The sequence below is a fragment of the Pseudomonas protegens genome (genome assembly GCF_003363755.1).
Taxonomy (GTDB): Bacteria; Pseudomonadota; Gammaproteobacteria; order Pseudomonadales; family Pseudomonadaceae; genus Aquipseudomonas; species Aquipseudomonas danubii.
Genome location: NZ_CP031396.1, coordinates 2422048 through 2434881 on the forward strand (window position 1 = coordinate 2422048; position 12834 = coordinate 2434881).

The 12834-nt window shown below is 63.0% G+C and carries 10 protein-coding genes and 1 pseudogene; 5 read left to right on the forward strand and 6 right to left on the reverse strand.

The genetic code is table 11. The annotated features are described in order from the left end of the window. Window positions 1–159 precede the first annotated feature (159 nt). Both DWF74_RS30995 and DWF74_RS31000 read right to left on the reverse strand, forming a co-directional pair. The gene (locus DWF74_RS30995; RefSeq protein WP_240322062.1) at window positions 160–693 is read right to left on the reverse strand and encodes a methyl-accepting chemotaxis protein; all 534 of its coding nucleotides are present in this window, start codon (window positions 691–693) and stop codon (window positions 160–162) included. 60 nt (window positions 694–753) lie between these two features. Continuing rightward, a pseudogene (locus tag DWF74_RS31000) lies at window positions 754–1530 on the reverse strand (PAS domain-containing protein); the annotation flags it as partial. Window positions 1531–1696: 166 nt separating this feature from the next. Here DWF74_RS31000 and DWF74_RS10730 point away from each other — a divergent pair. Then, the gene (locus tag DWF74_RS10730; protein ID WP_115580933.1) at window positions 1697–2191 is read left to right on the forward strand and encodes a RidA family protein; all 495 of its coding nucleotides are present in this window, start codon (window positions 1697–1699) and stop codon (window positions 2189–2191) included. A gap of 16 nt (window positions 2192–2207) precedes the next feature. On the opposite strand, the gene DWF74_RS10735 is transcribed toward DWF74_RS10730, so the two are convergent. Beyond that, on the reverse strand, window positions 2208–2540 hold the full coding sequence (locus DWF74_RS10735; RefSeq protein ID WP_102860207.1) for a DUF2790 domain-containing protein: 333 nt from the start codon (window positions 2538–2540) through the stop codon (window positions 2208–2210). A 330-nt stretch (window positions 2541–2870) separates the two neighbouring features. Between DWF74_RS10735 and DWF74_RS10740 the strand changes: the two genes are divergently transcribed. From DWF74_RS10740 to DWF74_RS10750, 3 genes are all read left to right on the forward strand, one after another. Continuing rightward, complete coding sequence (locus tag DWF74_RS10740) at window positions 2871–4199, forward strand: OprD family porin (RefSeq protein WP_115580934.1); 1329 nt, start codon at window positions 2871–2873, stop codon at window positions 4197–4199. A gap of 176 nt (window positions 4200–4375) precedes the next feature. Continuing rightward, window positions 4376–4594, forward strand: coding sequence for a hypothetical protein (locus tag DWF74_RS10745; protein WP_102880967.1), 219 nt, complete (start codon window positions 4376–4378; stop codon window positions 4592–4594). A 342-nt stretch (window positions 4595–4936) separates the two neighbouring features. Next, entirely contained in the window at window positions 4937–5395 is a 459-nt protein-coding gene (locus DWF74_RS10750; RefSeq protein WP_102860204.1) for an REP-associated tyrosine transposase, read from the forward strand. 484 nt (window positions 5396–5879) lie between these two features. Here DWF74_RS10750 and DWF74_RS10755 read toward each other — a convergent pair whose 3' ends face one another. The 3 genes from DWF74_RS10755 to DWF74_RS10765 all read right to left on the reverse strand — a co-directional run bounded on the left by DWF74_RS10755 (window position 5880) and on the right by DWF74_RS10765 (window position 11670). After that, window positions 5880–9017 (reverse strand): CusA/CzcA family heavy metal efflux RND transporter, encoded by a 3138-nt coding sequence (locus tag DWF74_RS10755; RefSeq protein ID WP_115580935.1) that lies wholly within the window; start codon window positions 9015–9017, stop codon window positions 5880–5882. A 26-nt stretch (window positions 9018–9043) separates the two neighbouring features. After that, entirely contained in the window at window positions 9044–10222 is a 1179-nt protein-coding gene (locus DWF74_RS10760; RefSeq protein WP_102860202.1) for an efflux RND transporter periplasmic adaptor subunit, read from the reverse strand. Between the two features lie 197 nt (window positions 10223–10419). Then, window positions 10420–11670 (reverse strand): TolC family protein, encoded by a 1251-nt coding sequence (locus DWF74_RS10765; protein ID WP_115580936.1) that lies wholly within the window; start codon window positions 11668–11670, stop codon window positions 10420–10422. A gap of 384 nt (window positions 11671–12054) precedes the next feature. On the opposite strand from DWF74_RS10765, the gene DWF74_RS10770 reads away from it, so the two are divergent. Then, the gene (locus tag DWF74_RS10770; RefSeq protein WP_102860200.1) at window positions 12055–12729 is read left to right on the forward strand and encodes a heavy metal response regulator transcription factor; all 675 of its coding nucleotides are present in this window, start codon (window positions 12055–12057) and stop codon (window positions 12727–12729) included. Window positions 12730–12834 lie beyond the last annotated feature (105 nt).

Consider the following 12834-nt stretch of genomic DNA (forward strand, 5'->3'; position numbering starts at 1 on the left):
CGACCCTCTTGCCATCGGCGCTGCGTGACCTTTCTCCAAGCCATGCGCAGCGTTTCAGAATATTCTTAAGGCCTCTTCGGAAATTTCCTCAAGGCCATCGGAGCCGGCGAACGCCGTGCCCAGAGGATGAGCGGTGCCCCGTCACCGGGGCCCCATGACTCAGGTCGACAGTTGATTGGCGAACTGACCCACCGCGCTCACCACTTTCTGTGCGCCGTCCTGGATCTCGACGATCACCGTGCCGGCTTCTGCGGCCAGGGCCAGGCCCTGCTCGGCCTGCAGCTTACCTTCGGCCATCAACTCCACGGCTTCACGGGCCATGTCCTGGTTCTGCCGGACCACGCCGACGATTTCTTCGGTGGCCTTGCTGGTACGCGAGGCCAGTTGCCGGACCTCATCGGCGACCACGGCAAAACCCCGTCCCTGCTCACCGGCACGGGCTGCCTCGATCGCCGCATTGAGCGCCAGCAGGTTGGTCTGCTCGGCAATTCCGCTGATGGTCTTGACGATGCTGCCAATCACCAGGGATTGCTCGTTCAGAGCGCCGATACCCTCGCCGGCCTCCTGCATGTGTTTGGCCAGATCACGCATGACGTTCACCGCCTCGGTGACCACCGTGGTGCCGCGCTGGGCGCTGTTGTCGGTCTGCAACGAGGTGCTGTAGGCAATGTTGGCCGCTTCGGCCACGGCCATTTCCTGATTCACCTGATCGGTGATTACCGTGGCGAACTTCACCACCTTGTAGAGCTTGTTGTTGGCGTCCAGCACCGGGTTGTAGGAGGCCTCCAGCCAGACCACCCGGCCATGGGCATCGATCCGCTTGAAGCGTTCAGCGATGAATTCCCCGGCATTCAGGCGTCTCCAGAACGCCTGGTAGGCCGCGCTGTTGTACTCCTCCGGCTCACAGAACATGCGGTGATGCTTGCCCTTGATCTGCGCCAGGCTGTAACCCATCCCGGCCAGGAAACGGTCATTGGCGGTCAGCACATGGCCATTGAGATCGAACTCGATCAGCGCGGTGGAACGCATCAGCGCGCCGATCAGGTTCTCGTGCTCGCGGGAGGCTTCGATGGTGCGGGTCAGGTCGCTGGAAAAGATCGCGAAGTACTTGATCCGGCCCTCTGAGTCGCGAATCGGCTGGGAAATGGCGCGCAGCCAGGCCTCCTCACCGTTGCCCCGCAGCAAGCGCACCGCCCCGGCAAAATGCTCGCCCCGGGCCAGGGTCGCCTTGAAGCGCTGATGGAACTCGTCGTGCTTGACGTGTTCCGGGACGATGTCCTCCAGGGCACGGCCCACCAGATCGCCTCCCTTGTAGAGCATTTCCTGGGCGAAGTTGTGGTTGACCGATTGAATCCGTCCATCGGCGCTCAAATTGATCACGAGCATCTCGCTTTCAAGACTTTCCTTCACTTGCTGAAGGCTCGAGAGTTCTTCACGAAGCGCCGACAACTCTTGCTTCAAGCGTTTATTGAACATGAGGATGCACCGGGGACGGGGGACTGAAAAAATGGGCTGCTTTGGGCCTAACATCGGCCCTGAAAGAATTTTCTTAATAGCAACTGCGACTTGTCCGACCAAAAAATTTCAACGGCAGGCAAAGCCCGTCGATACGGGGCTTTCGCCGAAGATTCATCGCCGCGTTGGAGCGCGTATAGTCGGCTTCTGGAAATTCCACGGCGATCGACGGAGTTGGACTATGGACGCAACACGCAAGGCACTTTTCCAGCAGGCGGCAGCCCGGATCGGCCACAGTTTCGAAGGCGAAATGCGCATTGGCGGCAACTATGTACCGGCGGTGCGTAACGGTGATGAGGTCTATGTCAGCGGGCAGATCCCGCGCATCGACAACACGGTGATGGTGGTCGGCCGGGTGGGTGCCGAGACGTCCCTGGAGCAGGCCCGGCACGGGGCACAGATTTGTACCCTACGAGCCCTGGCGATCCTGGAACAGATGCTCGGCGACCTGCAGCGGATCAAGCGCATTCTGCGAATCAACGTCTATGTGCAGAGCGCGGCGGACTTCACCCAGCAGAGCGAAGTGGCGGATGGCGCCTCAGAGATCCTGTATTCGGTGTTTACCGAGGCCGGCGTGCACACACGCACTTCGCTGGGGGTCTATCAGCTGCCGAAAAACGCCTCGGTGGAAGTCGACATGATCATTGCCCTGCACCCCGAACCAGGCGACGCCTGAGGGCACGACACCAGAGTCAGCTGCCGTTGTTGCGGCACTGACCCACCACCTGATATTCGATGGTCTTGAGCTGACCGGCGGAGTCTTCATACGTCATGCGCGAGGGCACCACCTCGCAGGACTTGGCCGCAGGCGTCACATTGACCACCCTGGCGATATCCAGCGCCATGCCATAGCGGTAGCTCTGCACCACCGGTGCCGGTTTGCCCTGGCTCGCGGCATAGCGCTCCATGGCCTTCTGGTTCTCCAGCATGGCGCGGGTAAAGGTGCGATCACCACCGCCCTCGGCCAGGGCCAGGGCAGAAATGGACAGCAGCAACGCGGCGATACTCAAGTTGAAAAGCTTCATGACAGTTTCCTCGTCCAGTTGACTCCAGCGAGGATAAGGAACCGACCCTGTCAGAATGATCGCGGGCACATTACTTATCTGTAATGCCCCTTCAGGCAACTTCCCCCCCCATTGCCATCGCCCCTGTTCATGGGGGTTTCAGAGGCTTTGGCCGAGCGTTACCAGCGTCCTTTCTTGCACAATTGTAATCACCGGGTCACCTCGCCGTTATCGACTGTTTGCAACTATCGACAGCGACTTTCAGGGCGCTTCTGCGCCGGTCAGTCCGCCCAATAAGAACGCCTCTGGCGATATAAAAGTTGATAGCTGCCAACACTCAGGAGCGACCCCATGCGAATCAATCCCCCTCTGTCCCTGTCCGTGCTTACCGCGGTACTGGGGCTGTGTCCCGTGGCGGCGGTAACCGCCGAGGAACGACCCGAAGGCTTTGTCGAAGGCAGCCGCCTCGACCTGTTGCTGCGCAACTACTACTTCAACCGCGATGATCGCAAGGGCCAGTCCAGCCCCACCGGCAACGGCTACTCCGAAGCCTGGGCCCAGGGCCTGATCGGCCAGTTCGAGTCCGGCTTCACCCAGGGCACGGTCGGATTCGGCATCGACGCCTTTGCCATGTACGGCCTCAAGCTCGACTCCGGCAGCGGGCGCAGCGGCGGCCGTGGCTCCTTCGGCATGCTGCCGGTGAACCACGACAACGAGCCCGCCGACGGCTATGGCAAGGCCGGCGGCGCAGTGAAACTGCGGGCCCTGGACACCGTGCTGAAAGTCGGCGACGTGTTCCCCAAGACCCCGGTGGTGCACTACGGCGACTCGCGCCTGCTGCCGGAAAGCTTTCGCGGGGTGACCCTGGAAAACACCAGCCTCGACGGTCTCAACCTGCAGGGTGGGCGCCTGCACGCCATGAGCCAGCCCGACAGCAGCGGCATGCGCGACGGCTTCGCCACCTTCTACGCGGGCAAGGTCGACTCGCCCTGGGTCGGCTACTTCGGTGGCGACTACAAGTTCAACCCCAACCTGAGTTTCAGCCTCTACAGCAGCCGCCTGAAAGACGCCTGGGATCAGTACTACTTCGGCACGGCGATGAACTACCCGGTGTCCGACGACCTGACCCTGTTCAGCGGCTTCAACTATTACAAGGCTGTGGACGAGGGCAAGAAACTGCTGGGCGAGTTCGACAACAACATCTGGAGCGCCAAGGTCGGCGCCACCTACGGCGCCCACACACTGGCCCTGTCGCACCAGCGCAACAACGGTAACGACGACTTCGACTACCTGCGCCAGTCGGACTCGATCTTTCTCGACAACTCGATCCAGTACAGCGACTTCAACTCGCCCAAGGAGCGTTCGTGGATGGTCCGCTACGACCTCGACATGCAGACCTTCGGCATTCCCGGTCTGTCGTTCATGACCCGCTACGCGCGCGGCAGCGACGCCGACTACAGCCACGCCAACTCGGTGTACATGCGCCGCGACGCGGCGGGTGATCCGCTGACCGATCAGCGTCGCTGGGAGCGGGACATCGAAGCCAAGTACGTGTTCCAGGGCGGCACGCTCAAGGACCTGTCCCTGCGCATCCGCCAGGCGACCATCCGCTCCAGTCAGTTCGAGTCCGACCTGGAAGAATTCCGACTGATCGTCGAGTACCCGCTGGCCCTGCTCTAAAGCGTCTGGCCGGGCAGGTTGCGGCCTGCCCGGTGTTAAAACTTCTTCACAGACGCATGGCTTTCAGAACTGTAATATCGGCCTCACCTTCTCGTTAGGTTGGCCTCCATATACTCCTGAACACACTCGAATCCGCCGTGATTCCCCCGGCCGGCGAGCTTGTCAGGAGAAACACCATGGGTCCCACCCGACTATTGTTGATCGGCCTTCTGGCCACTACCGGCTCCGCCGTCTGGGCATCTGATGGCAGCGAACGCCCACAGCAGGTCCGCGACACCTTCCTCGCCAGCCAGGAACAGATTCACGGCAACGCCAGTCAGCAAACAGCCGCGGCTGGCACCGGCACTTCCCCTCGCGACGCTGGCGCATCCGCTACGGCCGAGGAAGATATTTAACGGCGATGGCCTACCGAGCACATTCATCTCTTGAAGCGTTTTTTTGATGCTCCTTTGGAAAGAGATGAATTTTTAGCGTCCCGCATGGGGCGCTTTTTTTTTGCCCGAAAACTGCCGCAGGACTGACACCTGTAGCCGCTGCCGCAGGCTGCGAACGACCGCGAAGCAGGTGCTGCATCTGAGGATCGCTGAAGGTCCTGCGGACCTTTGCGCAGCTTCGCCTTGGCTCAGCAGCGGCTACAGGGATGCAAGAGAGACATAGGTGTTAACGAGATACATCTGTTAACAGGCCGAGCCAGGACTAGCGTGAAGGGATCATTCCAGCACAGGGAGAGCCGGGTAATGCAATTCCGATCCAATGGTTTTCGCCTGCTCAAAGGACGACACACACAGATCGGTAGAATCTACGCGATAACCGCCGTGACCGAACAGCGACGCCCGATGTTCAGCGACTTCTACCTGGGGCGGCTGGTGGTCGAACAAATCAGGGCACAACACGAAGCGGGACTCATCCACTCCCTGGCCTGGGTGGTCATGCCTGATCACATTCACTGGTTGTTCCAACTGCAGAAATGCTCGCTGGAAGAGTCCTTGTGCCGGCTCAAGTCACGAAGCGGGCGCAACATCAACCAGCGCCTGAACCAGCGTGGTCGACTGTGGCAAAAAGGGTATTACGAACGGGCCATCCGTCGCGAAGCAGACCTCAAGGCGCTTGCCCGCTACATCATCTACAACCCGGTTCGAGCGGGACTGGTCCAGCGCGTGGGCGACTATCCCCTCTGGGATGCCGCCTGGCTCTAACCCACCCGCCCTGTAGCCGCTGCTGAGCCCGCGAAGCTGCGCAAAGGTCCGCAGGACCTTGCCTGACGATCTCCCGCAAACCCCGCAGCGACCTCAAGACCGCCGTGGCCCTTCGGGCCGTTCGCAGCCCGCGGCAGCGGCTACACAAATCCCCGATCGGCACTGGCCCTGTAGCCGCTGCTGAGCCACGGCGAAGCTGCGCAAAGGTCCGCAGGACCTTGCCTGACGATCCCCCGCCGAACTCGCAGCGGCCTCAAGAACGCCGCGTCCCTTCGGGCCGTTCGCAGCCTGCGGCAGCGGCTACACAAATCCCCGATCGGCACTGGCCCTGTAGCCGCTGCTGAGCCACGGCGAAGCTGCGCAAAGGTCCGCAGGACCTTGCCTGACGATCCCCCGCCAACCCCGCAGCGACCTCAAGACCGCCGCATCCCTTCGACGGAGTGCCGCCCAGTCCGCTCACAGCCTGCGGCAGCGGCGACAGGCGCTAGTCCTCTTCCTTGCGGTGCGCCCATTGGTACAGCGCCGGCAGAACCAGCAAGGTGAGGATGGTGGACGACAGGATGCCGCCAATCACTACCGTCGCCAGGGGCCGTTGCACTTCGGCGCCGGTGCCGGTGGCCAGGGCCATAGGAACAAACCCCAGGGACGCCACCAGGGCGGTCATCAGCACCGGACGCAAACGGGTCAGGGCGCCTTCATGAATCGCCACGGACAGCGAACGCCCTTCCTCGCGCAGGTTGCGGATAAAGGCAATCATCACCAGGCCGTTGAGTACAGCGACACCGGAAAGTGCAATGAACCCCACCCCCGCCGAGATCGACAGCGGAATACCCCGCAACCACAGGGCCATGATCCCGCCGGTCAGGGCAAAGGGAATGCCGGTGAACACCAGCAGGCCGTCCTTGAGGTTGTTGAACATCATGAACAACAACCCGAACACCAGCAGCAGTGCCACCGGCACCACCACTTGCAGGCGCTGGGATGCTTCCTGCAATTGCTCGAACTGGCCGCCCCAGGTGGTCCAGTACCCCGCGGGCACCTTGACCTTGCCGGCAATCAACGCCGTGGCTTCCTCGACAAAGGAGCCGATATCCCGCCCGCGAACGTTGGCGCTGACGATCACCAGGCGCTTGCCATTCTCGCGGCTGACCTGATTGGGGCCCAACACCAGATCGAGGCTGGCCACTTCCGACAGGGCGATAAAGCCGATCTGCCCGTTGGCCGTGCCCGCGGTCGCCGGGATCGGGATCAGCAGCCGCGAAAGGCCGTCAATGTCGGTACGCAGTTGGTCCGAGAGACGCACCACCATGTCGAAGCGCCGGTCGCCTTCATACAGGGTGCCGGCCTGGCGCCCGCCCACCGCCACCGCAATGGTGTCTTGCACATCGCCCACATTCAGGCCGAATCGCGCCGCCTTGTCGCGGTCGATATTGATGGTCAGCACTGGCAGGCCGGAGGTCTGCTCGACCTTGACTTCCGAGGCACCGGGCAAGCCCTGCAGGGCCGTGGCGATTTCATTGGCGGTCTTGTTCAGCACGGTCATGTCGTCACCGAACACCTTGACCGCCACATCGCTGCGCACCCCGGAAATCAGCTCGTTGAAACGCAGTTGGATCGGCTGCGACAGTTCATAGGCGCTGCCCGGGACCAGGGCGCTGGCGCGCTGGATATCGGCAATCAACGCCTCCCGGGACTTGCCCGGGTCCGGCCATTGCGCCTTGGGCTTGAGCATCAGGTAACTGTCGGAAATATTCGGCGGCATCGGGTCCGAGGCGATCTCCGCGGTGCCGGTGCGGGCAAACACCCGCTCGATCTCCGGCACCTGCGCCAGCAGGGTTTTCTCCAGACGCTGCTGCATGTCCACCGACTGCGTGAGGCTGGTGCCAGGTACCCGCAGGGCCTGTTGGGCGAAGTCGCCTTCGCTGAGGCTGGGAATGAATTCACTGCCCATGCGGCTGGCCAGCACACCGCTGCCCAGCAGGATCGCCGCGGCCGCCGCGAAGGTCGTCGCACGATGGCCCATGACCCAGTCCAGCACCGGGGCGTAGCCACGCTTGGCGCTACGCACCAGCAGGTTTTCCTCTTCCTTGACCTTGCCGGTGACGAACAGCGCAATGGCCGCCGGGACGAAGGTCACCGAGAGGATCATCGCCCCCAGCAGGGCCATGACCACGGTGAAGGCCATGGGGTGGAACATCTTCCCGGCCACCCCGGTCAGGGCAAAGATCGGCAGGTACACCACCATGATGATCAACTGGCCGAAGATCAGCGCCCGCCGCGCTTCCTTGGCCGCGGCAAAGACTTCGTGCAGGCGTTCGGAGCGAGTCAGCATGCGGCCATGGTGCTGCTGGGCATGGGCCAGGCGGCGGATGGCGTTTTCCACAATCACCACCGCGCCGTCGACGATGATGCCGAAGTCCAGGGCGCCGAGGCTCATCAGGTTGGCGCTGACCTTGTTGCTGAACATGCCGGTGAAGGTGAACAGCATCGACAGCGGAATCACCAGGGCGGTGATCAGCGCGGCGCGAATATTGCCCAGGAACAGGAACAGAATCACGATCACCAGCAACGCGCCTTCGAAGAGGTTCTTCTTCACCGTGGCGATGGCTTTTTCCACCAGGTTGGTGCGGTCGTACACCGTGACCGCCACCACCCCTGCGGGCAGCGAGCGGTTGATCTCTTCGAGCTTTTTCGCCACGGCCTGGGACACACTGCGGCTGTTCTCGCCGATCAGCATGAACACCGTCCCCAGCACCACTTCCCGGCCGTTCTCGGTGGCCGCGCCCGTACGCAGTTCGCGACCGATCTGCACCTGGGCGACATTGCGCACGCGGATCGGCGTGCCGTCGCTGCTGCTGATGACGATGTTGGCGATGTCCTCGATGGACGCCAGTTGCCCCGGCGCACGGATCAGCAACTGCTCGCCGCTGCGTTCGATGTAGCCGGCGCCGACGTTGGCGTTGTTGCGCTCCAGAGCCGTCACCAGATCATTGAGGGTCAGCTGGTAGGCCGCAAGGCGCTTGGGGTCCGGAGCGATCTGGTACTCCTTGGCGAAGCCGCCGATGGTGTTGATCTCCGCCACGCCCTGCACGTTGCGCAGCTGCGGCTTGATGATCCAGTCCTGGATCACCCGCAAGTCGGTGGGGGTGTAGGGCGTGCCATCTTCCTTGCGCGCACCGTCCTCGGCCTCCACGGTCCAGAGGAAGATTTCCCCCAGCCCGGTGGAGATCGGCCCCATCACCGCCTCCACGCCTTCAGGCAATTGCTCACGAGCCACTTGCAGGCGCTCGTTGACCAGTTGCCGGGCGAAGAACAGGTCGGTGCCGTCCTTGAAGATCACCGTCACCTGGGACAGGCCCGAGCGCGACAGCGAGCGGGTCTGTTGCAAGCCCGGCAAGCCGGCCATGGCGGTCTCGATGGGAAAGGTGATGCGCTGCTCGGTTTCCAGGGGCGAAAACCCTGGCGCTGCGGAGTTGATCTGCACCTGGACGTTGGTGATGTCGGGGACCGCGTCGATCGGCAGCTTCTGGTAGCTGGCGATGCCGACCCCGGCCATCAGCAGCACCGCCAACAGGACGATGATGCGCTGCTCGATGGCGAATTGAATGAGGCGCTCAAACATGGGAAATCACTCTGTGCTGTGACCGATCAATGGCCATGGTCGGCCGAGCCTTTGCCCAGCTCGGACTTGAGGGTGAAGCTGCCACGGGTGGCGACCTGGGCACCGGCGGCCAGGCCTTCGCGGATTTCGACGAAACCGTCCTGAGTGGCCCCGGTGACCACCGGCGTGGCCTGGAAGCCCTCGGCAACCCGGACAAACACCGAAGGCCGGTCTTCCACGGTCTGGATCGCCGTCTGCGGCACGCTGACCGGCGCTTCGAAGGCCTCGGTGGCCACTTGCACCGAGACGAACAGCCCTGGACGCCAGGCGTCATCGGGGTTGGCCAGGGTCACCCGCACGGTGGCGGTCCGGGTCTGCTCCCCCAGCAAGTTGCCGACGTAGGCCACCTGGCCCTGGACCTGGGTCCCCAGCTCACTGGAGCTGACATGCACCGCCTGACCGACCCGGACTTTGTCCAGGTCTTTGGGAAACACCCCAAAGGTGGCCCAGACCCGGGACAGGTCCGACAGGGTGAAAGCGGCGCTGGTTTCGTCTACCACTTCACCGACGCTGAGGTGTTTCTCCACCACCACACCATCGAACGGCGCGCGCATTTCATAGCGATTGCCCCCCACCAACTGCGCGCTGCCACTCAGGGCATTCATCTTCTGCCGGGCGTTGTCGAGGGCGATTTGCGCTTCTTGCAGGGTCTGCCGCGCCAGCAGGTAATCCTGCTCGGCGGAGATCTGGTCGACCCACAACTGGCGTTCACGCTCGAAAGTGGTACGGGCCAGTTCCACCCGCCGCCCGGCAGCCGCCAATTCACTGCGCAGGTCAGACACCTGCTGGCTGGCGATGACCGCGAGCAACTCGCCACGCTTGACCGCCTGACCGAGATTGACCTGCACCGACTCCACCACGCCGGCAGCCCGGGGCACGATGTGGGAGGTGCGATCCTCGTCAAAGCGGATTTCCCCCGGCAGGCTGAGCAGGCGGTTGAGGCGCCGGGGCCCGGCCTCGGCCAGCTCGATACCGGCCGCCTGGATCTGCTCGGGGCTGAGCTCCAGATGCCCTTCAGGTTCGTCTTCGCCATGCCCGGCCGGCTCTGCCACTGCAGGTGCCTGGGTGCGGGCGGGGGTCGCGAACAGGTCCGGCAGCAGCAAGGCTGCCGCTCCCAGGCCGACCACCGCTGAAATGGCCATGACAAGGCTGCGTTTTTTATCCATGGGTGCTCCTGACAATCGATGTTCGGCAGCGCGAAAAGCGCCTTACGAGGTAGGCGGAAAGAAAAGTTCGTCGAGAGCCCGGTGCCATTCATGGACGCACCAGTGCCGGGGCGGCTCATCCGGCGGTGCCAGCGGTGTACCGCTGCAATCGCTGACCAGCAGGGCGGCCAGGCACGCGAGGCCCCTCAACCAGGCTTTCACCAACGGCTGAGGTCGCCGTAGATGCGTTCGATCCGCACCCAGGCATCGGTGGTTTGCGCCACGGCGGCAAGGTACTGGCTGCGAGCGCTGATCAAGGTGCGCTGGGCATCCAGTACTTCGAGGAAGCTGAACTTGCCCATCTCGAAGCCCCGGGTGGCACTGTCCACCGCGCGCTGGGCTGCGGGCAGGATGATCTGGTTGAACGACTGCACCTCGCCCCTGGCGGTGCTCCATTGCTCCAGGGCCTGGCGGGTTTCGCTGCGCAGGCGCAGCTCGGTGGCGTTGCGCAGGTCCCGGGCCTGATCGGCGCGCCGGGCGGCGGACAGCACATTGCCCTGGTTGCGGTTGAACAGCGGCAGCGGCATCGACAGGCCCACCAGGTTCACCCGCTCGCGGGCACTGGCGTCGTACTGACTGCCAACGCTGACGTCGAGGTCGGGTATGCGCTGGGCTTTTTCCAGGCCCAGGGACGCCTCGCGCTGGACAATCTCCTGCTCCGCCAGACGCAGCTCCGCGGTCTCCTGCAACCGATTCAGCAATTGCGCCGAAGCCGGCGGAGTGACCACCGACAGCGAGGGCTCCTGCACGGCGGCAAAGTCCGTGGTGGCAGCGCCCGTGACCCTGGCCAACTGCCGATAGGCATTGTCCTGCTCCATCTGGCCACGATTGAGTTCCAGGCGAACTTCCGCCAACTGCACCTGGGCCCGGGTGGCCTCCACCGGCGAGGCCTTGCCGGCATTGACCCGACCCTGGGCCACCGTGACACCGCGCTCGGCCAGGGCCAGGGAACGCCCGGCCAGTTGCGTGCGCTCCTGGGCCCGCAGGGCGGCGTAGAAAGCCTCCAGGACATCAGCCCGCAGCTGGTTGCCCCGTCGCTCCAGTTCCAGGGACGCCAGCGCCTGTCCGCGGCTGGCCAGCTCCACCCGAGCGCCGCGCTTGCCTCCCAGTTCCAGCGCCTGGCTGAGTTTGACCGAGGTGGTGCGGGTATCCCTGCGGGTGTCCTCGGCATCCACCGACAGCACCGGGTTGGGCATCAGCCCGGCCTGTTGGCGAGCGCCCTGGGCGATCTCGATCTCCCAGCGTGCGGCGGCCAGTTCGGGGTTGTTGGCAAAGGCATTGGCCAAGGCGCTATCCAGGCTCAGCGCGGGTGGCTCGGCAGCACTCGGAGACTGCGCCAGCAGCGCCAGCAGCAGCGCCGCAGAGCAGCGCCAGGCTGCCCGGGGAAGTGTTCTCGGGAAAGTCGGCATAACAGGTTCCGGCCCCTATAGAGGCAAAGTTTCTGCGAAAGTGCAGCGGAACATATCGGTGGTTATTCAACAGCGCCCTGGCCGATATGGAACTGCAACAGTTCGCCCATTGACTGGGAGAGTTTCAATATCGACCAAGGGTAACTTTCGCTGCTTATCAGCAGGGTGGCGCGAAGATTACAAATCCGTTAGCAAAGGCTCTGCATCAACGTTCTGTATTAACATTCCGCCACCCAAAGACAATGCCAGACGCACTTTAAAACGCTCCACACAAAGTTAAGTGCGTCTCAAGCCGCCTGCATGAAAGTGTACTTTTAAATTATTAATCCAGTCATTTACAGCAACTTTCTTTTACTGCCCCTTATCGCCGAGAACCTCATCAGCATGCGTATCCTGGTTATCGAAGACGAACTTAAAACTGCCGACTACCTGCATCAGGGACTGACTGAAAGTGGATATGTGGTGGATTGTGCCAATACCGGCGCGGATGGCCTGCACCTGACCCGCCAGCACGCCTACGACCTGGTGATTCTGGACGTCAACCTGCCGCAGATCGACGGCTGGGGCGTGCTGTGCCAGATCCGCCAGGACAGCAACACCCGGGTGATGATGCTCACAGCCCAGGGACGGCTGGCGGACAAGATCCGGGGGCTGGACCTGGGGGCCGATGACTACCTGGTCAAGCCGTTCGAGTTCCCCGAACTGCTGGCCCGGGTCCGCACCCTGATGCGCCGCAGCGAACAGGCAGCGGTGCCCGACGTGCTCAGGGTCGCCGACCTGGAACTGGACCAGGGCCGGCACCGGGCCTTTCGCGGTAAACAACGCATCGATCTGACCACCAAGGAATTCGCCCTGCTGCACCTGCTGATGCGTCAGAGCGGCGTAGTGCTGTCCCGGACCCAGATCATCTCCTTTGTCTGGGACATGAACTTCGATTGCGACACCAACGTGGTGGAAGTCTCGATCCGCCGCTTGCGAGCGAAGATCGACGACCCTTTCGAGCGCAAACTGATCCACACCCTGCGGGGCGTGGGCTACGTCCTCGAAGAGCGCGACTGAGCCGCACGATCGCCTCGCCGGCCAGACCACCTTTTTGCTCACGCATCTGCTGATGCCCCACCGGCTCCAGCTGCTCGGTCTCGATCCCGTCCGACACGCCTTGCA